Genomic DNA, 23,724 nt, shown 5'->3' with positions numbered 1-23,724 from the left:
ATGGCAGCCTGTGCTTCGGCGGGGGCACATGCCACGCCGATGTCGCCGCAGGCGCGGGGGCCTATCCGGCGCTTGCGGGTCTCGCCGGGCATATCGGTGACCCGGCGGTGCGCAATCGCGGCACCATCGGCGGGGGCCCTGCCAATAACGACCCCCCGGCCTGTTACCCGGCGGCGGTTCTTGGCTCTGGTGCGACGGTCATCACCAGCAATCGCGAGATCGCGGCGGATGACTTCTTTGACGGGTTGTTCACCACGGCGCTTGAGGATGGCGAGATCATCACCGAAGTTCGCTTTCCAGTGCCCGAAAAGGCCAGCTATCAAAAGTTCGAGCAACCCGCCTCGCGCTTTGCGCTTGTCGGTGTGTTCGTGGCCAAATATCCCGATGGCGTGCGCGTGGCGGTGACCGGCGCATCCGAGGGCGGGGTGTTCCGCTGGACCCAGGCCGAGGCCGCGCTGAGCGCCAATTTCGCCCCCGAGGCGATTGACGGTCTAAGCCTTGATGGGGCGGACATGATCAGCGACCTGCATGGATCAGGCGATTACCGCGCCCATCTTGTGACGGTGATGGCGCGGCGCGCGGTAGCGGCTGCGAGCTGAGCGGTCGCGTCATGTGAAAGCTCCCGCATCCGGTGGGGTGCGGGACGCCTCCGGCGGGAGTATTTTTGCCAAGAAGAAGCTGGCAGGATCAGCGTGTCTCGGGGGTGAGCAGGGTAATGCCGACAGCAGCCGCGCGCGCAAGTGCCGGATCCAGTGACATCGGAATGTATTCGCCACGCCGCCAGAGTTGCGAGAGGTCGTCGTAATGGCGGCTCAGGAAATGGCCCGACTGGCCGGTTGCGATGATGAACACGCTGCTGTCGGGATCGGCGAAGTCATAGACCCCGCGATACCCGGCCCCATGGACGTTCTGAAACGCATCGGCCCCATCGCCGCCGCGTGTGCGCCCGCGCAGCAGCGTGTTGTCCCCGCCCGAGGTGGATTGGCGGATATTCACGAAATAGCGCAGCAGCGGCACATCGCCCAGCACCTGGTGGTCATGAGTCGCCTGATGCGCATCACCCCAACGCAGGCTTTCAAGCGACGTGCCATAGCGTTCCGAGATCCAGATCAGCGCATCGTCAAGCGCCATGCGCGCGATATCGGTGCAGGTTTCAACCGGCGAGGATTGCTTGACATCGCACCAGGCGGCGGCGCCATCGGCATCGCGGAACACGCGTTCGATGAAGACCGGATCGGGGTGGTCGAACTCATGCGTCAGCGGCCCGAGATCATCGCGGATCAGCCGCTCTTGCAGGGCCCGCATCCAGGCCGTGTAAATCAGCGGCTCTGGCAGGTGCTCGTTCATCTCGCCGTTCCACTCCGCCAGAAGGGTCAGGGCGCGTTGGCGCAGGCGTTCCTGAGTGCCCTCGGGGGCAGCTTCGCCGGTAAACCACAGGTCGGCCCCGATCAGCGGCAAAAGCGAGCGGGCGGTAAAGCTTACGGTGTCAAGCTGGGCCTCGATAAAGCTGTCGCGGGTATGCACCTCGCGGTTCTGCATCAGCCGGCGCCAGCGATGCACGCGCTGCGTGTCGCCCCAAAGAAAGCTCATGTGAAGCGGAAACGGGCGATCGACGACCTTGTTGTTGGTATTGCCCAGAATGCCGCCCTGGGGGGCGATGAATTCAGGATTGGCGGCATAGGCGAGCATCCCCTGCCAGCGGTTTTCCGGCAGCCAGCCGCGGCTAGGCATGCGGCCCTGGCTTTCGTGGCGCGCGTCACGGCGCGGCATCGCCCCTATGGTCTTGAGCGCGATCACATCCTGATCGACCAGCATGAGATTCTGCGACGGCGCCACATAAAGCCGCCCGGCCTCTATTGCCTCTTCGACGGTCTGCGCCCGCATGAGCGCCATTGCCGAACTCATCGTCGTGTCCTGTGCGCTGAGCGCAGTCCAGCCGAGGGCGGCGACATGGCCCGCGGGGGTGACCTCGGCAAGGTCATAATGGCTACCGGGAAGGATCGGTCCGTTGTCCGACCAGCGCAGGGTCAGGGTGACGGGGGCCTCGTCCTTGATCTTGATGATCGAGCGCGAGGTGCGGAACGGTTTGAACCCCTCGGGCGTGCGGTACTCTGACGGGTTGGCCGGGTTCAGCTCTTCGATGAACAGGTCCTGATCATCCATATAGGAGGATGTGATGCCCCAACCCAGGCGCGCACTGCGCCCGGTCAGGACCGCGGGAATGCCTGGGATGGTGCCACCGATCACGCCGCCCGAGGCAAGGTCGAGCCGGGCCAGATACCAGATGCCGGGGGCCGAAAACCCAAGATGAGGATCATTGGCCAACAGTGTTCCCCCCGAGGCCGAGCGTGCAGGCGCGGCGGCAAAGGCATTCGAGGCGCCGGCGAAGGCGCGTTTGTGAAAGGGTGAAAGCGGGTCCTTTGGGGGTGTTTCGGCATGCGCCATGCGCTGCCAGTTCCGGGATGGGAAAAGCGCGGCATAATCGGGCAGGGCGGCGACGCCGCTTCCGGGGGCGAGAGGCAGGATATCGTCAAGCCGCGCGGCATCCTCAAGCGCCAGCGAACTGCGCGCGAAGAGCACCTCGTTTTCAAGGTGCGACGAAAGCTGAACTGCCATCAGTTTGATCAGGGCGATGGAATCCGCCGGCTGCCAGGGGGCAATCGGGGCGTTGAACAGGAACTGCTCCGGCGCGCCACGGCCAAGGGCCGACGCATTTATCTCGGTCAGGCGCGCATTGACACCCGCGGAATAGGCCCTGAGCGCGGCGAGGGTTGCCTCATCCTGAACCTCGACCGACTGGCGCGCCAGCGTATAAAGGTCAAAGCGCCGCAGCACCTTGTCTATATCGAGGGTGCGGGCACCGAACACTTCAGAGAGCCGGCCCTGGACCGTGCGGCGCATCATCATCATCTGCCAGAGCCGATCCTGGGCATGGGCATATCCGAGGCCGAAAAACGTATCGGGATCGGTCGCGCCGAAAATATGCGGCACATTGGCATTGTTGCGCACGATCTCGACCGGGGCGCTTAACCCGCTCACGCTCAGGTGCGTGTCATAGTCCGGCAGCGAGCGTGACAGAAGAAAATAGGTCCCCGTCAGAACAAGCAGCGCAAGCAGAATGGAACCACCCGCTAGGCGCAATAACCACTTGATTACCTGTGACATGCCTGTCGCCCGTCCTATTTTCCACTTGCATCAGGCCTTGGGGATAGTCAGAAAACCGGGGCGAGACAATGGGAGAGAAAAGACAATGACGAAACTGGCATTTCTTGGGCTTGGTGTGATGGGCTATCCGATGGCGGGGCATTTGCAGGCCGCGGGCCATGATGTCTGCGTCTATAATCGCACGGCGGCAAAGGCCGAAAAATGGGCCGCCGAACATGGTGGCACGCATGCGGTGACCCCGCGCGAGGCGGCTGCGGGCGCGGATCTGGTGATGGCCTGTGTCGGCAATGACGACGATCTGCGCAGTGTGTGCCTTGGGCCGGACGGTGCCTTCGCGGGCATGAAGGCCGGTGCGACATTTGTCGACCACACCACCGTATCGGCCAAGGTCACCACCGAGCTTTACGAGGCGGCCAAGGCGGCGGGGCTGAACTTCGTCGACGCACCGATTTCGGGCGGTCAGGCGGGGGCGGAAAACGGTCAGCTTTCAATCATGTGTGGCGGAGACCAGGCCGCTTATGATGCGGCAGAGCCGGTGATGAACACCTATGCCAAGCTGTGCCGCCGGATCGGCGAGAGCGGCGCCGGCCAGATGACCAAGATGTGCAATCAGATTGCCATTGCCGGTCTTGTGCAGGGATTGTGCGAGGCGTTGCATTTCGCCGAGAAAGCCGGGCTTGACGGGCGCGCCGTGGTCGAGGTGATCAGTCAGGGCGCCGCCGGCAGCTGGCAGATGTCGAACCGCTACGAGACGATGATCGACGACAAGTTCGAGCATGGCTTTGCGGTGGACTGGATGCGCAAGGATCTGGGCATCTGCCTGAGCACCGCCGACGAAACCGGCGCCAGCCTGCCGGTGACGGCGCTTGTGGATCAGTACTACAAGGATGTGCAGAACATGGGCGGCGGCCGTTGGGACACTTCGAGCCTGTTCAAGCGCCTGCGCAAGCTGGGCTAGAAAGACATCAGGGGCCGCTCTTCCGTCCAGAGGGGTGGCCCCGCGCTATGCGCCGTCACGCCACGCGGCGATCGCCCCTGAGCCATTTCCAGGTGTCAGCGTAATCAAGCGCCAGTGAAATCAGATCAACCACCAGCAGGATCATAAGGTAACGCCTGTAGCCCGGTGCGATGCCGCCGTTGGCTGAAATCCACAGGACAAAGAGGACAAGCGGTGTCCAGATGGCCACATGCGGCAGGGCCATCAGCTTGGAAAACCCGCGTTCGATCAGCATGATCACACCATTCAACAGCATGGCCCCCACCGCCATGACCGCCACCCAGGGCCCCGTCGGCTCGGCCAAATAGGCAAGCGATACGCTATTGGTCGGCACAAGGACCAGGGCGACCCAGATCTGCACCCAGAGAGGCAGCCGACGGTAACTTTTCCAAATCTCCGGAACCATAAGACCCTCCCCCCGTTGTCCAAGGCGGCTGATGCCGCGCTTGAGTATTTATGGGAAAGATGAAAATGGGCAAGATATCTTTCATCTTTCCCAAAATACTCAATTCCCCGATCAAAACCGGGTGATCACGCGTCTTTAGGGCGCATCATCAGCCAGATCAGCGCGCCACCGGCCAGGACCAGAAACGGTGCCATTGCAAGGTTCACGGCGGTCCAGCCCGTTTGTGCGTTGCCACCGGAACAGTTCATGAGCCCGCCTGAGGACAGCGAGGCGAAGGTCACCCCGCCAAAGACCAGAAGGTCGTTCAGCCCCTGCATCCGACCGCGCTCATGCGGGGCGTGGGCCCCGGCCAGCATGGTCGTGGCTCCGATGAAGCCGAAGTTCCAGCCAACCCCAAGCAGGATCAGCGCCCCGAAGAAGTTTCCGATTTCAACGCCCTGCAACGCCACCATCCCGGCACTGGCGAGGATCAAAAGGCCGGTGGCGACAATGCGCTCGACGCCAAAGCGGGCGATCAGGTGACCGGTAAAGAACGACGGGATATACATCGCCAGCACATGGGCGGTGACAATGTCGGCGGCGTTGTTCTCGGTGAAACCACAACCGACCACCGCCAGCGGCGTGGATGTCATCACAAGGTTCATCAAGGCATAGGACACCATCGCGCAGATGACCGCGACAGCGATGCGCGGGGTCTTCAGTAATTCCATCCGCGTCCGCCCGCGCGGCGCATCAAGCGAGGGAACCGGCGGTTTCGGGATATCGAGCAGCAGGAACAAAAGCGCCCCGCCAAGGTTCAGCGTAATGACCGCCAGGTAAGTGCCAAGAAAAGGAATGACCAGGGACTGAGACGTAAGCTTGACCAGTTGCGGGCCAATGATCGCGCTCAGCAACCCGCCCGCCATCACGTAAGAGATTGCCTTGGGACGAAAGCCCTCGCTGGCGGTGTCGGCTGCGGCAAAGCGATAGAACCCCTGCGCCGACATATAGGTGCCCGTGATCAGGCTGCCGAAAAGGAACAGCGGAAAGGATGCGACATAAAGCCCGTAGGCGCCGACCGCGCCGCCGACCGCGCCAGCCCCTGCGCCAAGCATGAAGCCAGCGCGACGCCCATAGGTCTGCATCAGATGCGAAACCGGCGTCGCCGAGAGCATCGAACCCAGAACGATCAGCGAGATCGGTAGGGTGGCAAAGCAGATGTTGCTGGCCAGAGATTGTCCGGCGAGGCCCGCCACGACAAAGATCATCGGCATTTGCGCACCCAGAACCGCCTGGGCGGCGACCAGAACGGCGACGTTACGCCGGGCGCGGCTATCATCGGGAATAAGGACGGCATCTGTCATGGGCAACGTGCTAGACCGCGCGCACAGGCGCCGCAAGCGCAATCAGCGCCGGTCGATCAGATGCGCGAAAGAGCCGCTGACGCGACCGAGGCTCAACCCCATGTCGTCCAGAGTGTTGCCTTCGGCGTCCTGCGCCGCGAAAAGGGGTGGCCCCTTGGCGCGCAGGGTGCTGGCATAATGAAACTCGTGCCCCGCCCATGCGCCGCGGAACGGTCCGTCACGGGCGGTGAGTTGCCGATAGCCAAGGTGCAGTTTTCGCGTCGCGAAACTGGTTTCAAGCGGCAACAGGCCGGCCATCGGGTGGCGGCTGCCGTCAGCGTCGATCAGGCCATCTCCCAAGACCATGTATCCACCACACTCTCCATAAATATCAGAATGTTGCGCCGCTACCTTCAGGCTTTGCATGAAGGTTTGCGCCGCGCTTAGCCGCCCGGCGTGAAGCTCGGGATAGCCGCCCGGCAGAAACACGAACCCGGCCTCTGGCACGGGGTCATCGGCGAGTGGCGAGAACAGCCTGATTTCGGCCCCCGCCGCGCGCCAATCGGCCAGCATATGCGGATAGGCAAAGCCAAAGGCGCGATCCTGTGCCACGGCGATCACCTGTGCAGGGGGGGCAAGGCGTTGCGCAGTCACCGGGGCGGGCAAGGGGCGGGCCAGCGCCAGAAGCGCGTCGCGATCAAGCATGGCCCCGAGCGCATCCGCCGCAACATCGAGAAAGGCCTCCAGGTCGGCGCGCTCTGAGGCCTGTACCAGGCCGAGGTGACGCGAGGGTTGTGCAAGGCGCGGATCGCGACGCAGGGCCGCCAGAACCGGCAGGCCAAGCGGGGCGAGCGCGCGGCGCAACATTGCCTCGTGCCGCTCAGAGCCGGTATTGTTGAGAATGACCCCCGCCACATGCACCGAGGTGTCAAATCGCGCAAACCCGGCGACCAGAGGGGCCACGGAGCCAGCCATACGGCCCGCATCGACCACAAGCACCACCGGCAAGGTCAGGGTGCGGGCGAGGTCGGCAACCGCGCCGCGCCCGTCGGGAGGGGCGCCGTCAAACAGGCCCATGGCCCCTTCAATAATCAAAAGTCCTTCGCCCGAGGCCAGATCGGTAATGCGCTCGGGCGACATCGCCCAGGCATCCAGATTGGGACAGGGCGCGCCGCAGGCGGCCTCGTGAAAGCGGGGGTCGATATAGTCGGGCCCGGATTTGGCACCGCGCACGGACAGGCCCTCGCGCGACAAAAGCCGCAATAACGCCAGTGTGACGGTGGTTTTGCCCGCACCGGATGAGGGAGCGGCCAGGATCAGTCCGGGCATGTCACCTCGGCCGGCATGCCACGGCCCAACGGATCAAGATCACGCGGCGCCGCGCCCGCCATCATGCCTTGCCAGTCAAGCACCTGACGCATCAGCACGGAACGCCCGATGCACAGGATCGCTGGCGGCTCCATCCCGCTCGCCTCGATATCGGCGGCCAGTTGGCCGAGGGTGGTTTCGAGAACCTGCTGATCGGGGGTTGTGGCCGAGCAGACCGCCGCGCAGGGTTCATCCGCAGGGCGGCCTGCGGCCAGCAGGGCGGCGGAAATCTGGGGTGCGTGTTTCATGCCCATGTAGATCACGATGACCTGACTGCCCCTGGCGATGGCCTGCCAGTCCAGGGAACAGGGGGTTTCGCCGGATTGATCGTGGCCGGTGACAAAGGTCACCGACTGGTTGACGTCACGATGGGTCACGGGAATGCCGGCATAGGCCAGGCCGCCGATGCCCGCGCTGATGCCGGGGATGATCCGCACCGGCACGCCATGCTGTACAAGGGTCTGGGCCTCTTCGCCGCCGCGTCCGAACACGAAAGGGTCGCCGCCCTTGAGCCGCAGGACCTTGTGACCCGCGCGCGCCAGATCCACCAGTTGCAGCGAGATATCGCGCTGTTTCGCCGAGGGCTTGCCGCCGCGCTTGCCAGCATAGATATGGCGCGCCTGCGGGGCCCATGACAGGATATCGCGCTGTACCAGGGCGTCGTAGATCACCACATCGGCCTGATGCAGGGCGTTGAGCGCATGCAGCGTGAGCAGCCCCGGATCGCCGGGGCCCGCGCCACAAAGCCAGACCCAGCCGGATTTAAGCTCTGGCCAGTCATACCCGGCCAGGGTGGCGGGAAAGGAGGGATGCGAGTCGGTCATGCCCCTATATGCCGCGAGTTTTACCGGGGGAAAAGGTGGCAAGCGACGCAACACCGGGTGAAGAGCGACATGAACACACGTCGGGCGCTGCGCGCATGGTCGGTCGGGGAGCCTCCGGCGGGGATATTTAGGGCAAGAAGAAGGGACGGCCCGAGAAAGAGCCGCCGGGTGGATTTGGCAATTGGCCTCATGCAGTCGCGCGCCTATAGTCCGCGCAAGATATGGCACGCAAACCCGATACCCCCCTGCGCCGCGGCTGGACCACGGGCGCCTGCGCCACCGCCGCCACGCGCGCGGCGCTGAGCGTGTTTTGGGGGGCGCCCTGTCCGAAATCGGTGCGCATCACCCTGCCCAAGGGAGAAGAGCCGGAATTTGCCATCGCGCATTGCGCTGAGGGCGAGGGCTGGGCCGAGGCGGGGGTGATCAAGGATGCGGGCGATGATCCGGATGTGACCCATGGCGCGATGATCATTGCACGTGTGGCGCGTTCCGAGGGGGGCGTCGTATTTCGGGCCGGTGAGGGCGTGGGCATGGTGACCATGCCCGGCCTGCCGATCCCGCCCGGCGAGCCTGCGATCAACCCGGTGCCCCGCGAGATGATGCAGGCCACCCTCACCGACATGGCCGAGCGGCTTGGCGAGCGCGCCGATATAGAGATCACGATTTCGGTGCCCGGCGGCGCGGCACTTGCGCAACAGACATGGAACCCGCGGTTGGGGATCAAGGGCGGGCTGTCGATTCTTGGCACCACCGGCATCGTGCGGCCGTTTTCCTGTGCCGCCTGGATCGCCTCGATCCATCGCGGGATCGACGTGGCGCGCGGTGCCGGACTGCGCCATGTGGCGGGCTGTACCGGGGCCACCAGCGAAGCGGTCGTGCAACAGCTGTACGACCTGCCGGATCACGCCATGCTGGATATGGGGGATTTTGCCGGTGGCCTTTTGAAATACCTGGCCAAGCATCCGCTGCCGCATGTCACGATTGGCGGCGGGATAGGCAAGATGGTCAAGCTGGCGCAGGGCGCGCGCGATCTGCATTCCGGGCGCAGCCAGGTGGATTTCGACGCCCTGGCCGAAGTGCTTGGCGTGCCTGATCTGAAATACATGAACACTGCACTGCAAGCCTATGAAGAGGTTGGGGAAAGTATGAGCAAATGGGTGGCGGAAGCGGCGCTTGAGAAGGTGCGTTCCATGCTGCCCGAAGACGTAGGCGTTGATGTCGTGGTGATCGACCGCAAGGGCACAGTTATCGCGCGCGCCGGCGCGCCGGGACCGGGCGCATGACGATCCTGTTGCTGGCGGGCACCGGCGAGGCCCAGGCCCTGGCGCGCGCCCTGAATGAACAGGGCCATTCGGTTGTGGCCTCTTTGGCCGGGGCGACACGGGCCCCGCGCGCCTTTGGCGTGCCGATGCGGATTGGCGGATTTGGCGGCGAAGAGGGCTTTGCGCGCTATCTAAAAGAGGCAGGCATCGTGGCGGTGCTTGACGCGACGCACCCTTTTGCCGCCCATATCTCGAACCGCAGCGCGAAGGTATGTGCCGCACAGGGCATCCCCTATTGTCAGGTTTTGCGTCCCGAATGGCAGGCGGGCCCCGGCGATAAATGGCAGTTCATCGACCGCGAGGAAGAGGCCGCCGCGCATATCCCCGAAGGCGCGCGGGTGTTTCTTGCCACCGGAAGGCAGACGCTTGAGAAGTTCGCCAACCTGACCGGGCGGTATCTGATCTGTCGCCAGATCGACCCGCCAGAGGCTGCCTTTCCCTTTGATAACGGTGAATATCTTATCGGTCGCCCACCGTTTTCCGAGACCCATGAGCGTGATTTGTTCAAGCGCCTCGCCATTGACTGGCTTGTGGTCAAGAACGCGGGCGGCAGCGCGCCGATGTCCAAACTCGCGGCGGCGCGTGACCTTGGCCTGCCGGTGCTTGTGATCAATCGGCCCGCCCAGCCGGACGCGCCGCGCGTGGAAACGGTTGAGGGCGCGCTTGATTGGGTGGCGGGATTATGAGCGCACGGATCATCGAGACGGCGGCGGATGTAGAAGAGGGGGCGGCCTATCTCTGTGACCTCTGCCCGCGGCTGAAACAGGCCTATGCGCGGACCGGCCCCCTGCCACTACGGCGCAGCGAGGACGGGTTCGAGCGCCTGTTGAGCGCGATTGTCAGCCAACAGGTCAGTGTCGCCTCGGCCAATGCGATCTGGGCGCGCCTCAAGGCCGCAGGGCTTGACACGGCGGGCGCGGTTCTGGCCGCGTCCGAGGAAAGCCTGCGCGGTGAGGGGCTTAGCCGCCAGAAGGCGCGGTATGCCCGCGCACTCGCCGAGGCCGATATCGACTATGCCGCTTTGCGCAGCGCTCCTGACGACGCGGTGATCGCCACATTGACCAAAGTGCCCGGAATCGGAGTCTGGACGGCGGAAATCTATGCCATGTTCAGCCTTGGGCGCGCCGATGTCTTTGCCCCCGGCGATCTTGCGTTGCAAGAGGCCGCGCGCCTGCTTTATGACCTGCCGGAGCGCCCGAAAGCGCGCGCCCTGCGGCAGATGGCCGAGGATTGGGCGCCGTGGCGGTCGGTTGCGGCGCGGCTGTTATGGGCCTACTACCGGGTTGCGAAGGACAGGGAAGGGATCAGATGACACGCGTATTGAAAGCAGAGCGCAAGGAACCGATTTCGGGTGAAACCCGCTCGGCGGTGGTGTTTTTGCACGGCTACGGGGCCAATGGCGCCGATCTTCTTGGGCTGGCCGATCCCTTGGGCGAGCATCTGCCCGATACCTTGTTCGTGGCGCCGGATGCACCGGAATCCATTCCCGGCATGCCGTTCGGCCTGCAATGGTTTCCGATCCCCTGGATCGACGGATCGAGCGAGGAAGAGGCGCATCGCGGGCTGATGGCCGCCTCTGACGACCTGAACGCCTTTCTCGATGCCCTGATGGTGGATGAGGATCTTTTGCCCGAACAGGTCGTCCTGTTTGGCTTTTCCCAAGGCACGATGATATCGCTGCATGTGGCGCCGCGCCGTGAAGACCCGGTGGCTGGTATCGTGGCCTTCTCGGGGCGCCTTTTGTCGCCCGAACTGTTGAAGGACGACACCCAGAGCCGCCCGCCGATCCTTTTGGTGCATGGCGATGCCGATGACGTGGTGCCGGTACAATCCCTTCCCGAGGCGGCAGAGGCCTTGCAGGGGGCGGGATGGCAGGATGTCTATGCCCATATCATGAAGGGCACCGGCCACGGGATCGCCCCTGATGGGCTAAGCGTGGCGCTTGCCTTCATGCGTGACAAGCTTGGGCTTTGAAGCCGACCACCCGGAAATAGCCCAAAGCCTGCCATAATGGGATCATCTGTCGGCAATAGGACAACGAGCCATGACAGAGGCAACACAGATCCGCGTTCTGCCCGCAAGGGCGGTTTGGCTTGGCGCGCTTTTCGTGGCCGAGATGATCGTAATCATCCTCGCCTTTCAGGTTCTGAGCCAGATTGAATGCCGCCAGACGGTCATCGAGGGCGCGTGCCGGGCGTTGCGCGGGCTTGCGCTTGGGGTGATGTGCGTCGGTTTCCTGCTCGGCATCTATCTTTGGGCCAGACCAGAGGCGCGCCAGGGCTTTGCCGATATCTGTTGCAACAGGCCGGGCGGGCCGACCGCAAGGCTGGTGCATGGGCTTGGCTTCGCCGTTATCCTTGCGCCGCTGGCGGTGGTCGCCCCGGCAGATATGAATGCGGTGTTTCACCTTGTCTTTCCAGTACTTGGGCTTGGTGCGCTCCTGGCCGCGTTTGGCGGTCTTTTCTGGCTGGCAGAGCCGCGCGCGTGGCGCGACTGGCTGCGCGGTCGGGCGAGGTCGCTGTTGGCGCTGTTCGGGCTGGCGGCGGTCTTGCCGGGGCTTGTGGTTTTGCTGGGGCCGCTCTGGTATCAGCAGGTTCTAACCGACATCACCTTTATCGCCGTCGTCGTCCTTCTGTCACTGTTTTCCGACCGGGTGACGGCAGACCCAACCGTGCATGTGATCGGCGCCGATGACTTTCTGGTCATGGTGGCCGATAGTTGCTCGGGGATCGAAGGGTTTGTCCTGATCACGGTGTTTCTGGCCCTGTTCGCGGCGCTGTTTCGCGATACGCTGCGGCTCAAGCGGTTCTGGCTGATGATCTGGCCGCTGGCTCTTGCGGCAAGCTGGGTGTTCAACGTGCTGCGCATCACTGCGCTTATCCTGATCGGCGCGCATCTGTCGCCGGGGCTTGCGGTCAACGGCTTTCACAGCTTTGCCGGGTGGCTGATGTTTTCGACGCTCGCGATTGGCGTGCTCGTCGTGGTGAGTCGCAGCACTTTTGTGATGCGCGACCCGGCGGCACGGAGCCGCAGCGATGCCGTCTCTCTGGCGGGTGACGACGTGGTTGGGCGGATTGTGCCTTTTATCGTCTTTGCCCTCTCAGGACTGATCGTTCAGGCCTTCTTGCCCGCTCCGGCGCTTGGCTATCCGTTGCAGGTGGCGATGATGCTTGGTGCGCTCTGGTGGGCGCGGGCGACGGTCCGGCGTTATCTTGCTTGGCCGGGATCGCTATCGGTGGGCGTGGGGGCGCTTGTCGGTGTGATCTGGGTGATGACCGCGCCCGCCACTGCCGCCCCCGATCCCGCCTTGGCGGCGCTTGGCGGCGGGGCGCTTGCGCTGTGGGCGGCTCTGCGCATCCTTGGCACGGTCACGCTTGCGCCGATGATCGAGGAACTTTTCTTTCGCGGCTATATTCAGGCCCGGCTTGACCGGGGCAGCGTGGCTTCGCGCGTGGTTGCGGTGCTGGTCTCGGCGGGGCTGTTTGCGCTGCTGCATGGCCGCTGGATCGAGGCGGGGCTTGCGGGCGTCGGGTTTTCACTGATCTACATGCGAAAAGGGCGGCTGGCCGATGCCATTGCCGCCCATGTCGTTGCCAATGCCGTTATCGCGGGTGTCGCCCTGTGGCAGGGTGACTGGTCGCTGATCTGATCAGGCTAAAATACCGATCAGGCGCGCGCGCGACGCTTGAGTTCCCAGACCAGAACAAGCGCGGCCAGAACCACGGCAATTGCCAGTGTGCCGCTTGCCGCATCCATTTCCGGTACGGAAGATACCGTCGAACCGCCGGAGTCCCTCGTGCCATCGCCGTAATAATAGTTGAACCAATCCCACACTGTTCACTCTCCTTGAAAATGCTTTTTTGTCACTGTTAGGACGAATAATCGCCTAAAAGTTGCCATATTTCAAGTCGCGCCTTGGTTGCGTCCCCCTGACGGAAACGAAACAGGAATGGGCGGGGGATTGTTTCTGATCCGTGTGAAATTGTTGACGGAACACAGGTCAATTCAAATTGCCGTACGGGCGCTGCCCCGCGAATCATTCTGCCGCGCGCAACGGTTTTCCGGATTCACGCGTGCCAAGAATGCGTTTGAGATTCTCAAGGTCGGGCGGCGCGTCGAGGTCTTCGACATGGCCGATATCGACCGCAGTCTCATCCGGCCAGACAAGCTCGGGCACATGCGCCTCGCGCGCGGCCCGTTCAAGCGCCCAATCGTGCGCGGCGCGGCTTTTGGGGCCATTCGACAGCTTTGCCAGAAGGCGCGCGCCCCATGTCAGATAGGTTCCCGCCCAGACCCGCATCGCCAGCATCGCAGGCGTAAAGATCAGCGTCAGGACCGTGGCAATGCCAAGGCCGAAGACCACCGCCGTTGCCAGCTGTTTCCACCAGAGCGCCGTCGGGCTGTTGAAGGAATAGCCACCTTCGACGAAATCAAGGCTCAACCCGAACATCATCGGCGCAAGGCCGGCCATCGTGGTGATGGTGGTCAGAAGGACCGGCCTGATGCGCGCCTCGGCGGTGCGGGTGATCGCCTCGATCCGGGGCATGTAGCGGCTGAATTCCTGAAAGGTGTCGATCAGCACGATGTTGTTGTTCACCACGATTCCCGCAAGCGCGACAATGCCGGTGCCGGTCATTATGATCGAAAACGGCTGGTTCATTACCAGCATCCCGATCAAGACGCCGGTGGTCGAAAGCACCACCGCCAAAAGCACCAGAACCGCGTTGTAAAAGCTGTTGAACTGCGCCAGCAGTATGATGAACATCAACCCGAGAGCGCCCAGAAACGCCTTTTGCAGGAAGGCGCCGGATTCTTCCTGATCCTCGGCATCGCCGGTCCATTCATAGCTTACATTCGCGGGCAAGACGCCGCTCTCAAGCCAGGTGGTCAGCTCTTCCATCCGTTCGTTGGCGGTGATCGGCTCGATGATTTCATGGCCCTGTGCATCGGTCGTGGTCTTGCTAAGCCCATCGACAACGGCGGCCTTGATGTCAAAGAACCGGGTTTGATCGACGCGGTCGATCTGCGCCAATTTCTGCACCGGGGTGCGGGTGGTGAAATTGCTCAGCGGTACAAGCCCGGCGTCGGTGCGCACCTTGAGCGAATCAAGCGTCGAGAGCACCCGGTCCTGTTCCGGCAGGCGCACGCGAATTTCGATCTCTTCATCGCTGCTTTCGACCCGCATCGTGTCAAGCAGGATGCCGCGGGTCACAAGTTGTACCATCGCCCCCACGGTCGCCACATCGGCGCCGAACCGACCGGCCTTTTCCACATCGACGTCAATCTGCCAGTCGATACCGGGCAGGGGCAGGGTGTCTTCGATCTTGTCGAGTCCCAATGTCCCGTCGAATTTGGCGCGCGCCTTTTCGGTAAAGGCGATGAGCGCGTCCCAGTCATCGCTTTTAAGGCGCAGGTGCACCGGCTTGGCCGAGGCGGGGCCGCGCGCCTGCGCCAGGATTTCGATCTTGATACCGGGAATCGGTTCAAGCTCTGCGGTCAGTTCAGAGATGATGGTGTCGCCGTCAAAGGCCTCAACCTTGACGGCGCGGCCGACCTCGTAGCCAAGCAAAGGGATCGTGAACCATGTCTCGTGTGTCACGGGACGGTCGGCCCATGGAATGGTTTCAAGCTGGACCTGACCGATGGTGTCACGCGGGGGCCGGGCGCCACCGGTATTGTTGTTAAGCCCGCCATCCCCGGCAAAGGCAAAGGCGGTCTGAACGCCGGGATGTGCCAGCACGATCTTTTCGACCTGTTGGACAAGATCGTCTTTCTGATCAACCGACAGGTTGCCGCGTCCGCGTACATAGACGATAGCCTGTTCCGGCTCTGAATCCACGAAGAACTCGGTGCCCTGGTTGTTGTTGACGTAATAGATCAGGACAGAGCCGACGAGCACGAAAATCGCACAAAACGCCAGCAGCGGTGCCACCGGATTACCGGCGATCAGGTGGATCACCTGCCCGAAGGGCGAGCGGCGATAGCCCGCTTTGACGCGGGGGCGGCGATTGGGCAGGACGCGGTGCATCAGTGCGCGGCCAAGGTCGCCAAGACGGCGCCCGACGGCCATCAGCGCCATGAACAGCATCACGATACCGCTTACCCCGATGGCGGCGAGGGCGACCACGCCAAGCACAAGTGCAAAGACCTTGGTCAGGGTGGGGACCACCGATCCCAAAATTGCAGCGCTGTCCATCGCTGCGAAACTGGCGGTGACATTTTCAAGCAGGACCGGCACGAGAGAACCCGCAAGGGCGGCGGACGCGAGCGCAATCGGCAATAACAACAGGTGCCAGAGCCAGAAAAGTCCGGCAATCTGACCGATCCGGGCATCACACCACCGTTCCATGCGCCCCGTCACACCGCCCAGCACCGGCAGATAGACCAGCGCCACCAGAAGCGACGCGCTCAGCACAAAGATCAGGGTGACCGGCAGCATGCCCATGAACTGCCCCGGCATGCCCGGCCAGAACAGCATCGGCAGGAACGCGCAAAGCGTGGTCGCGGTCGAACTTACCACCGGCCAGAACATCCGCTTGGCGGCCGCAACATAGGCATGCATCGGGCCGACGCCCTCATCAATCCGCTTGTCGGCGTATTCGACCACAACGATGGCGCCATCCACCAGCATGCCCACCGCCAGAATGAGGCCGAACATCACGATATTGGAAATCGCCACACCCATGATCGCCAGAAGCGCAAAGCACAGCAGAAACGAGGTCGGGATCGCAAAGCCGACCAAAAGCGCCGGGCGAATGCCAAGTGTCGCAAGGATCACAATCATCACCAGAGCAATCGCCGTCAGGACCGAGCCTTCGAGCTGCCCGACCATCGAGGCGACGGTATGCGACTGATCGTTCGAGGTGCCCACCGTGACCGCCGCCTGCAATTCCTTGGGCCAGCGGGTCGCGGCGCGGGCCACCTCCTGACGGACAAGATCGGCGGTCTCGATGATGTTGTACCCCTTGCGCTTGACCACCTGAAGCGCGACCGTGGTGTCGCCGTTGAAACGGGCCGTGCCGAGGCGGTCCTCGAACGTCAGGTTGATCGTCGCCAGATCGCCAAGCCGCACCACCCGGTCGCCGCTTGTCTTGATCGGCAGACGGTAGATATCGCGGGTTTCTTCAAACGATGACGGGATCTTGACCGAGAAGGTGCCCTGCGCATTGTCGACCTCGCCGGCCGCAATCAGCTGATTGTTGTTGCGCACCACATTGATCAGCTCAAGCGCGGTCACGTTATAGGCCTCAAGACGCAGCGGGTCGATCACCACTTCGATCATCTCGTCGCGATTGCCCGCGATGCCCGCCTCAAGTACCGGCTCAAGCCCCTCAAGCGTATCCTGAAGATCCTTGGCCAGCCGCGCCATGGTGCGCTCGGGCACCGGGCCGCTCAGGTTGACGATGATGATCGGGAATTCGCTGAAGTTCACCTCGCGCAGGGTGTATTTCTCTGCGCCTTCGGGAAATTCGGCTTCGGCTGTGTCCATCGCGTCGCGCACATCGGCAAGGATCTTGGTCTTGTCCCAGCCGAATTCGAACTCGAGCGCCACGCCGCCATAGTTTTCCGCCGCCGTGCCGGTCATGGTCTTGAGCCCGTCAAGATCGCTCAACTCGGTTTCCATCACCTTGACCAGCAATTTCTCGCTGTCCTCGGCGGAAATGCCGGGGAAGGGGACCGAAACAAAGAGTGCGGGCACCTCGATATCGGGCTCGCCCTCCTTGGGCAGGCTGACATAGGCCAGCGTGCCCGCCAGTATGGAAAGCACCACAAAGGCCAGCACCATGCGCGCCCGCGCGGCGGCCCAATCGACGATGCCGGTCATTGCCCAAGCTCCTGATAGGTTGGGCTGACGGGGACGCCGTCGGTGACATATTCCTGACCGATCACGATCACGTCGGCGCTTTCTGGCAGGCCGGTCATCCAGACCCCCTGTGGCGTGTCGCGCAGCAGGGTGATCGGGGTAAAGCGGGCACGGCTTGCGCCGTCCACAAGGCGCACGCCAAGCAGGCCCTCGTCATTCAGCGTCAGCGCCGACTGTGGCAACAGATGTGCGGCCTTGCCCTCGGCACTGATCATGATTTCGGCGGTCTCGCCGTCGCGCAGGCTGAGGTCGGGATTCGGCACCTCGATTTCGACGCGAAAGGTGCGGGTCGTATTGTCGGCGGCGCGCGATAAAAAGGTCACCCGCCCCTCGACACTTTTTCCCGAGGCAAGGCGCGCGGTCGTCTTGGCGCCATGCCCGACACGCCCGACCTGCATTTCCGATACGAATCCGACAATCGCGATAGGGTCGAGTTGCAACACCGTGGCACAAAGCGCGCCTGGTTGCAGGAGGCTGCCGATTTCGGCGGTGTCGCTTTCCAGAACGCCCTCGAATGGCGCGGTGATCTCAAGACGGGCGATCTCGCTCTCGGCGGCAGTTATGGCGGCGCGGGCCGATTCGATGCCCGCGCGCGCGGCCTCAAGCCCGGAACTTGCCGATTGAACCGCGGCGCGGGCCGAACTTACCTCGGCGCGGGTGGCCGCCACGCGGGTTTGCGAGGCAAAACCGCCGCGCTCAAGATTCGCGGCGGCATTGGCGTTGATTTCGGCCTCTTCAAGCTGGGCACGGGCCTCTTCGGCGCGGGCCTCGGCCTCGGGGACGCGGGTCATCGCCTCGGCAAGGCGGGCGCGGGCCTCGGCCAGGGTGGCGTTGCGCGCAGCGGGATCAAGGCGGCACAGAAGATCGCCCTCGGCAACATGCGTGCCCTTGCGCCGCGGTTGCGAGATGACAAGCCCCGATGTTTCGGCCCGCAGCTCGACAAGGCGGTTCGCCTCAGTGCGCCCGCGCAGGATCACGGCGCTGTCGATAACCCGTGCCCGGCTGTGGATGGCGACGACACCGACCGTTTCCCCTGTGCCTTCGGCTGCCGCAGTCTCGGGCCGGGCGGGGGCTTCGCCAGCGGTGGTGTCCTCTGTTGCAGGCCCGGAAAAGAGCGCCGTAATGCGCTCGCGGTCGAATACAAAGGTATAGATCAGGCCGGACACCACGATGGCAATGAAGATAGGAACTATACGCATCTTGCAACTTTCCGAGCCGGGCGCGTCACGCCGCATGACTCCTATACCACATGATTAAAAGGCGCATGCGGGTGTCATGTTCCATCATGCGCTAAACTGTCTGGTTCAAATTAAACGTTTATGGCCGCCCTCGCAAGCGGCAGGATGATACCGGCAGACGCCGCCCCTTGGCAGGGCCGGGGCTTCGCGTTAAGAGAGGGCAAAATTCAGGGGGGCCGGGCGTGAGCGACACCGACAGTTTTATTGACGAAGTGACAGAAGAGGTTCGTCGCGACCGTCTGTTTGGTTATATGCGCCGCTATGGCTGGATCGCGGTTCTGGCGATCCTTCTGCTGGTTGGCGGGGCCGCCTGGAACGAGTGGCAAAAGGCCCAGAAACGCAATGCAGCAGAGGCGCTTGGCGATCAGATCGTCGCCGCCCTTGCCCTTGAAGAGCGCGGCGCGCGCGCCGAGGCCCTGACCAAGATCGACGCGACAGAGCCGTCGGCACAGGCGGTCCTTGATCTTCTGGCCGCCTCAGAGGCCGCGGGCGAGACCCCCGAGGATGCTGCAAAACGCCTGATGACACTGGCCGAGCGCGAGGGCACCGATCCGGTCTATCGCCAGATTGCCACACTCAAGGCGGTCGCGCTTCCGGACTCGGGGCTGGATGTCGAAACCCGCCGCACCCTGATGAACGGGCTGGGCCTGTCGGGCGGTCTGGTGCGGCTTCTGGCCGAAGAACAACTGGCGCTGATTGATCTGGAAACCGGCGACAAGGATGCCGCGCTTGAGCGGATGATGCAAATCGCTGCTGATGCAGAGGCCACAGCAGGCTTGCGTCGACGCGCGACACAAGTGATTGTGGCCTTGGGCGCCGAGCCGCCCGAGCTGCCGCGTCTCGATCAGCCGGGCGCGTCGGTATCTGAGTAAGACGGTTCGCGCAAACGGGGATGACACCCCGATTGACGTTAAGGGCGAAAAGTGAGGGCACGAGCATTGAAACGCAACGGATTGATCCTTGGGCTGGCGACGGTCCTTGCCCTGACGGCCTGTTCCAAAAAAGAGCAGATCCTGCCCGGAGAGCGCGAAGGCCTGCGCGAGGTGCTTCAGACCGAGGCCGCCCGCGCAGAGGCCAATGTGACCCCCAAAAACAGCGTGGTGCCGGTGTCTTTGCCCGCCGCGACGGTCAATGCCGAGTGGCGCCAGAGCATCGGCACGGCCTCGACCCGCATCAGCCATCCCGCCCTTGGCGCAAGCCCGCAACTGGCCTGGGCGGTGAATATCGGCGCCGGTGATGGCCGCCGCGTGCGCATCACAGCCGATCCGGTCGTTGCCGAGGGGCGCGTCTTTACCCTTGATGCCCAGGCTCAGGTCAGCGCCGTTTCGACCGCCGGACAGCTGTTGTGGTCCACCGATATCACCCCGCCGACCGACGCCTCGGCCAACGCCAGCGGTGGTGGTCTGGCTTATGGCGCGGGCAAACTCTTTGTCTCGTCCGGCTTTGGTTTGCTGAGCGCCATTGATCCGGCCACCGGCGCCGTGATCTGGCAGCAAAAGCTTGGTGCATCGGGCACCGGCACACCGGCCGTGGTTGACGATCTGGTCTATGTTGTGGCGGGCGATGACGTGGCCTGGGCACTTGAGTCCGAGACCGGGCGCATCCGCTGGCAAGTGTCGGGGACGCCTGATATCCATAACGTGCTGGGCGGTCCTGCCCCGGCGATCACCGACAAATACGTGGTTTTTGCCTTTGGTGCCGGGGAGTTGCAGGGCACGTTCCGCAAGGGTGGGCTGCGCCTTTGGGATGCTCAGATCGCGGGCGAGCGGCTTGGCGTTGCCAGTGCGCGTGTGCATGACATCACCGGCGATCCGGTGGTGGTCGGCGACCGCGTCTATACCGGAAGCCATTCGGGACGCACCGTGGCGCTTAATCTCGGCAATGGCGAACGGATCTGGACCGCGACCGAAGGTCCGCTCAACCGGGTCTGGCCTACGGGTGATTCCATTTACATGGTCACTGACCGCAACGAACTTGTGCGCCTTGCGACCGAGGATGGCCGCCGCATCTGGGGGCATGAATTGCCGCTGTTCAAGAACAAACGCCCGCGTCGCCAATCCGATATCGTCGGCCATTTTGGCCCGCTCATGGCCGGTGGACAGCTGATCGTGGCCTCGGGCGATGGCGCGCTGCGGTTCTTTGATCCGGCCTCGGGGCAGGCGCGCGGCGCGGTGGAATTGCCCGGCGGGGCGACCTCTAATCCGGTGGTTGCGGGCAACACGCTTTACGTCGTTTCAAAAAAGGGCCAATTGCTGGCTTTCCGTTGACCGCGCGATCCTGTATCAGACCGGCTTGATCCCGTGTCGGAGCAGAAAAACAGATGACTTTCACCCTCGCCATCGTGGGCCGCCCCAATGTTGGGAAATCCACGCTGTTCAACCGCCTTGTCGGCAAACGCCTTGCTTTGGTCGATGATCAGCCGGGCGTGACGCGTGACCTGCGCGAAGGCGCGGCACGGCTGGGCGACCTGCGCTTTACCGTGATCGACACCGCCGGTCTTGAAGATGCGACCGACGAATCGCTTCAGGGCCGGATGCGCAAGCTGACCGAGCGCGCGGTCGATATGGCCGATATCTGCCTGTTCCTGATAGATGCGCGCACCGGGGTGACCCCGCTTGACGAGGCCTTGGCCGAAATCCTGCGCAAGCGTTCGGCGCATGTGATCCTTGCCGCCAACAAGGCCGAAGGTGCCGCTGCGGATGTGGGCGTGAACGAGGCCTATGGCCTTGGTCTTGGCGAGCCTATCCGCCTGTCGGCCGAACATGGCGAGGGCCTTAACGATCTCTACGCGCAATTGATGCCGCTGTCGGATGCTTTTGAAGAGCGCGCCAAGGCCGAGGCCCCTGAAACCGACGTTGCTCTTGATGAGGGTGATGAGGATGACGACGAAGAGACGTATCGCAGGCCAACCAAGTCGCGTCCGCTTCAGGTTGCGGTGGTCGGGCGCCCCAATGCCGGAAAGTCGACGCTGATCAACAAGATCCTCGGAGAAGACCGCCTGCTGACCGGCCCGGAGCCGGGCATCACCCGCGACGCGATTTCCCTTCAGATCGACTGGGACGGGCTTCCGGTGCGGATCTTCGACACGGCGGGCATGCGCAAAAAGGCCCGCGTTCAGGAAAAGCTTGAAAAGCTGTCGGTGTCCGACGGGCTTCGGGCGGTGAAGTTTGCCGAGGTGGTGGTCGTGCTGCTGGATGCGGAAATCCCGTTCGAGCAACAGGACCTGCGGATCGCCGACCTGGCCGAGCGCGAAGGCCGTGCGGTGGTTGTTGCGGTCAACAAATGGGATATCGAGCCGGAGAAACAGGAAAAGCTGCGCCATCTGCGCGAATCCTTCGAGCGGCTGTTGCCACAGCTGCGCGGCGCGCCGCTTGTCACCGTGTCGGCCAAGACCGGCAAGGGGCTCGATCGGCTGCGTGCTGCCGTGGAAAAGGCCTATGAGGTCTGGAACCGCCGGGTCAGCACGGCACAGTTGAACCGCTGGCTGACGGGCATGCTTGAACAGCACCCGCCCCCCGCGCCGGGCGGCAAACGCATCAAGATGCGCTATATGACCCAGGCCAAGACCCGCCCGCCGGGCTTTGTGGTGATGTGTTCGCACCCCGACAAGCTGCCTGACAGCTATTCGCGCTACCTTGTAAACGGGCTGCGCACCGATTTCGACATGCCGGGCACCCCGATCCGCCTTTACATGCGAAGCCAGTCGGACAAGAACCCCTATAAGGCCAAGAAAAAGACCGGGCCTTCCAGCCTGCGCAAGCATCTGGGCAAGCCTCCGAAATCATAGGTGGGCGTCCTTCGGGGCGTCATGGCGTTTCCGCTCTTATGAGCAAGCGGATATTGCCGCTTGCCATTTCGAGAGCTGTTAACGATTGTTAACGTTTTTGAGGGGCAGAAATGATGACGATTTACTTCAGTGCGGCACTCGCCTTGTTGACGATAATGACGGGGGCCGCCATTGCCGCACCAATGGTTTCAACGTCAGTGCATGGCGTCACGACAGAGTTCGACCATGGGGGCGGATGTCGTAAAAGCTCGCCCCGCGGGCAGTGCTGCCACATGGAAACAAAGACGGGCCGCGTGCATTGCCACTGATCCGAGTGATCAGGCGCGCGTCAGGGCGTGCCAGCCGCGCAGGGTGACAAGAACCGTCGCCGCCAGCCCTGCGATGCAGAGCAGGATCACCGGCATGTTGCCGGTTTCAAGGTTGCGGATGATCACGCCGAACAGTGCCCAGCACACACCGAAGGCAAAGCTGAAGGTGGCCGGGCGGGCGACCAGAACCGTAAGCGTGATCGCCAGTGCCAGCCCGAGCATCAAGAGTGCTGCGGCCTGTTCGCTCAGGATGCCGTAGCCCGCAAGCACAAGCCCAAGAGCGACGCAACTCGCCGCCGTCAGCCACCCGGCATAAAGCCCGACCGGCCCCTCAAGCCAGGCACGATCGCGGTAGGGGGCCCGCAACAGCGCCAAAAGCGCACCCGCCAGCATCAGCCAGATCATCACCGTCGCCCAGAGCACATGGACCTGCGCCACCGCGATCCAGAACAGGCCAAGCCCGAGGCCGGGGATCAGCGGCGCACGCACGCGCTCCCAGTCGCTGGCACCGGCGCGCCAGACAAGCCCGAAGCCCGCCCCGAGGATAAGCCAGAGGTAAATCGCGCCCCAAAGCGCAAAGGCATAGCCTGCGGGCTGCACCGGCGGATTGATCTGGGCAATTGGAAGCTGGTCCGGGCGAAAGCCCGCGAAACCGCCTGTGAACACCGGCGACAGGGCAAACCCCGCCGCCAGCACGAAGACAAGTGTCGCTTTGCCGCGATCAGGCAAGCGTGCCATCGGCCTGCAACATCGTTTTGCCTCCCAGATAGGGGTGCAGCACCTCGGGAAGGCGTACCGAGCCATCGGCGTTCTGGCCGTTTTCAAGCACCGCGATCAGACAGCGCCCAACCGCAAGGCCCGACCCGTTCAGCGTATGCAGGAACTCGGGCTTGCCACCGGCGGCAGGCTTGAAACGCGCGTTCATCCGGCGCGCCTGAAAGTCGCCGCAGACCGAGACCGAGGAAATCTCGCGATAGGCGTTCTGACCGGGCAACCAGGCCTCGATGTCATAAGTGCGGCGGGCGCCAAAGCCCATGTCGCCGGTGCACAGGATCACGGTGCGATAGGGGATGCCTAACTGCTCCAGAATATCTTCGGCACAGCGCAGCATACGCTTTTGTTC

The 23,724-nt window shown here is 63.4% G+C and carries 20 protein-coding genes; 10 read left to right on the top strand and 10 right to left on the bottom strand.

Annotated features, from left to right (window positions below):
• Positions 1 to 599: FAD binding domain-containing protein (locus QZ522_RS08670; protein ID WP_294609877.1), on the top strand; the 599-nt coding region annotated here is incomplete at its 5' end.
• Positions 600 to 687: 88 nt separating this feature from the next.
• Here the strand turns inward: QZ522_RS08670 and QZ522_RS08665 are convergent.
• A complete protein-coding gene (locus QZ522_RS08665) occupies positions 688 to 3,165 on the bottom strand; it encodes a penicillin acylase family protein (protein ID WP_294609874.1) in 2,478 nt (825 codons plus the stop codon).
• On the opposite strand from QZ522_RS08665, the gene QZ522_RS08660 reads away from it, so the two are divergent.
• The gene (locus QZ522_RS08660) at positions 3,119 to 4,123 is read left to right on the top strand and encodes an NAD(P)-dependent oxidoreductase (protein WP_365353581.1); all 1,005 of its coding nucleotides are present in this window, start codon (positions 3,119 to 3,121) and stop codon (positions 4,121 to 4,123) included. The two genes, QZ522_RS08665 and QZ522_RS08660, sit on opposite strands and share 47 nt — an antisense overlap.
• Positions 4,124 to 4,178: 55 nt before the next feature.
• Here the strand turns inward: QZ522_RS08660 and QZ522_RS08655 are convergent, their stop codons facing one another.
• The 4 genes from QZ522_RS08655 to cobA all read right to left on the bottom strand — a co-directional run bounded on the left by QZ522_RS08655 (position 4,179) and on the right by cobA (position 8,082).
• The gene (locus tag QZ522_RS08655; protein ID WP_294609868.1) at positions 4,179 to 4,568 is read right to left on the bottom strand and encodes a hypothetical protein; all 390 of its coding nucleotides are present in this window, start codon (positions 4,566 to 4,568) and stop codon (positions 4,179 to 4,181) included.
• A 125-nt stretch (positions 4,569 to 4,693) separates the two neighbouring features.
• Entirely contained in the window at positions 4,694 to 5,911 is a 1,218-nt protein-coding gene (locus tag QZ522_RS08650; protein ID WP_294609865.1) for an MFS transporter, read from the bottom strand.
• A 42-nt stretch (positions 5,912 to 5,953) separates the two neighbouring features.
• Positions 5,954 to 7,219 carry a cobyrinate a,c-diamide synthase gene (locus tag QZ522_RS08645; RefSeq protein ID WP_294609862.1) on the bottom strand — a complete coding sequence of 422 codons (1,266 nt, stop codon included), beginning with the start codon at positions 7,217 to 7,219 and terminating at the stop codon, positions 5,954 to 5,956.
• Positions 7,207 to 8,082, bottom strand: coding sequence for a uroporphyrinogen-III C-methyltransferase (gene cobA / locus QZ522_RS08640; RefSeq protein WP_294609858.1), 876 nt, complete (start codon positions 8,080 to 8,082; stop codon positions 7,207 to 7,209). The genes QZ522_RS08645 and cobA overlap by 13 nt, the downstream gene beginning before the upstream one ends.
• A gap of 221 nt (positions 8,083 to 8,303) precedes the next feature.
• On the opposite strand from cobA, the gene QZ522_RS08635 reads away from it, so the two are divergent.
• The 5 genes from QZ522_RS08635 (at position 8,304) to xrtE (ending at position 13,053) form a co-directional block, all read left to right on the top strand.
• Entirely contained in the window at positions 8,304 to 9,365 is a 1,062-nt protein-coding gene (locus QZ522_RS08635) for a cobalt-precorrin-5B (C(1))-methyltransferase (protein WP_294609855.1), read from the top strand.
• Positions 9,362 to 10,090, top strand: a complete 729-nt coding sequence (locus tag QZ522_RS08630; protein ID WP_294609852.1) for a cobalt-precorrin-6A reductase — start codon at positions 9,362 to 9,364, stop codon at positions 10,088 to 10,090. Before QZ522_RS08635 ends, QZ522_RS08630 begins: the two co-directional genes overlap by 4 nt.
• Positions 10,087 to 10,716: a DNA-3-methyladenine glycosylase gene (locus tag QZ522_RS08625; protein ID WP_294609850.1), complete on the top strand. Its 630-nt coding sequence runs from the start codon at positions 10,087 to 10,089 to the stop codon at positions 10,714 to 10,716. The genes QZ522_RS08630 and QZ522_RS08625 overlap by 4 nt, the downstream gene beginning before the upstream one ends.
• On the top strand, positions 10,713 to 11,378 hold the full coding sequence (locus tag QZ522_RS08620) for an alpha/beta fold hydrolase (RefSeq protein WP_294609847.1): 666 nt from the start codon (positions 10,713 to 10,715) through the stop codon (positions 11,376 to 11,378). Before QZ522_RS08625 ends, QZ522_RS08620 begins: the two co-directional genes overlap by 4 nt.
• Before the next feature lie 70 nt (positions 11,379 to 11,448).
• On the top strand, positions 11,449 to 13,053 hold the full coding sequence (gene xrtE, locus QZ522_RS08615; protein WP_294609844.1) for an exosortase E/protease, VPEID-CTERM system: 1,605 nt from the start codon (positions 11,449 to 11,451) through the stop codon (positions 13,051 to 13,053).
• Between the two features lie 17 nt (positions 13,054 to 13,070).
• On the opposite strand, the gene QZ522_RS08610 is transcribed toward xrtE, so the two are convergent.
• The 3 genes from QZ522_RS08610 to QZ522_RS08600 all read right to left on the bottom strand — a co-directional run bounded on the left by QZ522_RS08610 (position 13,071) and on the right by QZ522_RS08600 (position 18,467).
• On the bottom strand, positions 13,071 to 13,238 hold the full coding sequence (locus tag QZ522_RS08610; protein WP_294609840.1) for a VPEID-CTERM sorting domain-containing protein: 168 nt from the start codon (positions 13,236 to 13,238) through the stop codon (positions 13,071 to 13,073).
• A gap of 202 nt (positions 13,239 to 13,440) precedes the next feature.
• Positions 13,441 to 17,229, bottom strand: coding sequence for an efflux RND transporter permease subunit (locus tag QZ522_RS08605; RefSeq protein ID WP_294609837.1), 3,789 nt, complete (start codon positions 17,227 to 17,229; stop codon positions 13,441 to 13,443).
• Positions 17,226 to 18,467 (bottom strand): efflux RND transporter periplasmic adaptor subunit, encoded by a 1,242-nt coding sequence (locus QZ522_RS08600; protein ID WP_294609834.1) that lies wholly within the window; start codon positions 18,465 to 18,467, stop codon positions 17,226 to 17,228. Before QZ522_RS08600 ends, QZ522_RS08605 begins: the two co-directional genes overlap by 4 nt.
• Before the next feature lie 221 nt (positions 18,468 to 18,688).
• Between QZ522_RS08600 and QZ522_RS08595 the strand changes: the two genes are divergently transcribed.
• The 3 genes from QZ522_RS08595 to der all read left to right on the top strand — a co-directional run bounded on the left by QZ522_RS08595 (position 18,689) and on the right by der (position 22,293).
• Entirely contained in the window at positions 18,689 to 19,378 is a 690-nt protein-coding gene (locus QZ522_RS08595; RefSeq protein ID WP_294609831.1) for a tetratricopeptide repeat protein, read from the top strand.
• A 66-nt stretch (positions 19,379 to 19,444) separates the two neighbouring features.
• Entirely contained in the window at positions 19,445 to 20,773 is a 1,329-nt protein-coding gene (locus tag QZ522_RS08590; protein ID WP_294609828.1) for a PQQ-like beta-propeller repeat protein, read from the top strand.
• Positions 20,774 to 20,826: 53 nt separating this feature from the next.
• Positions 20,827 to 22,293: a ribosome biogenesis GTPase Der gene (gene der / locus QZ522_RS08585; RefSeq protein ID WP_294609824.1), complete on the top strand. Its 1,467-nt coding sequence runs from the start codon at positions 20,827 to 20,829 to the stop codon at positions 22,291 to 22,293.
• Between the two features lie 317 nt (positions 22,294 to 22,610).
• Here the strand turns inward: der and QZ522_RS08580 are convergent, their stop codons facing one another.
• Both QZ522_RS08580 and QZ522_RS08575 read right to left on the bottom strand, forming a co-directional pair.
• Positions 22,611 to 23,339, bottom strand: a complete 729-nt coding sequence (locus QZ522_RS08580; protein WP_294609821.1) for a hypothetical protein — start codon at positions 23,337 to 23,339, stop codon at positions 22,611 to 22,613.
• A partial coding sequence (locus QZ522_RS08575) for an aminoacyl--tRNA ligase-related protein (RefSeq protein ID WP_365353577.1) occupies positions 23,323 to 23,724 on the bottom strand: 402 nt, incomplete at its 5' end. The genes QZ522_RS08580 and QZ522_RS08575, both read right to left, overlap by 17 nt.

The sequence above is a fragment of the uncultured Roseovarius sp. genome (assembly GCF_913054395.1).
GTDB lineage: Bacteria > Pseudomonadota > Alphaproteobacteria > Rhodobacterales > Rhodobacteraceae > Roseovarius.
Note: the sequence above shows the minus strand (reverse complement) of the source record. Positions and strands in the feature narration are given on the sequence as shown.

Bases quoted from the DNA above. Each gene is read 5' to 3' on its own strand.
- QZ522_RS08620 (WP_294609847.1), top strand. From the start codon at position 10,713: ATGACACGCGTATTGAAAGCAGAGCGCAAGGAACCGATTTCGGGTGAA.
- xrtE (WP_294609844.1), top strand. From the start codon at position 11,449: ATGACAGAGGCAACACAGATCCGCGTTCTGCCCGCAAGGGCGGTTTGG.
- QZ522_RS08655 (WP_294609868.1), bottom strand. From the start codon at position 4,568: ATGGTTCCGGAGATTTGGAAAAGTTACCGTCGGCTGCCTCTCTGGGTG.
- QZ522_RS08630 (WP_294609852.1), top strand. From the start codon at position 9,362: ATGACGATCCTGTTGCTGGCGGGCACCGGCGAGGCCCAGGCCCTGGCG.
- QZ522_RS08600 (WP_294609834.1), bottom strand. From the start codon at position 18,467: ATGCGTATAGTTCCTATCTTCATTGCCATCGTGGTGTCCGGCCTGATC.
- QZ522_RS08665 (WP_294609874.1), bottom strand. From the start codon at position 3,165: ATGTCACAGGTAATCAAGTGGTTATTGCGCCTAGCGGGTGGTTCCATT.
- QZ522_RS08625 (WP_294609850.1), top strand. From the start codon at position 10,087: ATGAGCGCACGGATCATCGAGACGGCGGCGGATGTAGAAGAGGGGGCG.
- QZ522_RS08635 (WP_294609855.1), top strand. From the start codon at position 8,304: ATGGCACGCAAACCCGATACCCCCCTGCGCCGCGGCTGGACCACGGGC.
- QZ522_RS08580 (WP_294609821.1), bottom strand. From the start codon at position 23,339: ATGGCACGCTTGCCTGATCGCGGCAAAGCGACACTTGTCTTCGTGCTG.
- QZ522_RS08645 (WP_294609862.1), bottom strand. From the start codon at position 7,219: ATGCCCGGACTGATCCTGGCCGCTCCCTCATCCGGTGCGGGCAAAACC.
- der (WP_294609824.1), top strand. From the start codon at position 20,827: ATGACTTTCACCCTCGCCATCGTGGGCCGCCCCAATGTTGGGAAATCC.
- cobA (WP_294609858.1), bottom strand. From the start codon at position 8,082: ATGACCGACTCGCATCCCTCCTTTCCCGCCACCCTGGCCGGGTATGAC.
- QZ522_RS08650 (WP_294609865.1), bottom strand. From the start codon at position 5,911: ATGACAGATGCCGTCCTTATTCCCGATGATAGCCGCGCCCGGCGTAAC.
- QZ522_RS08660 (WP_365353581.1), top strand. From the start codon at position 3,119: ATGGAACCACCCGCTAGGCGCAATAACCACTTGATTACCTGTGACATG.
- QZ522_RS08605 (WP_294609837.1), bottom strand. From the start codon at position 17,229: ATGACCGGCATCGTCGATTGGGCCGCCGCGCGGGCGCGCATGGTGCTG.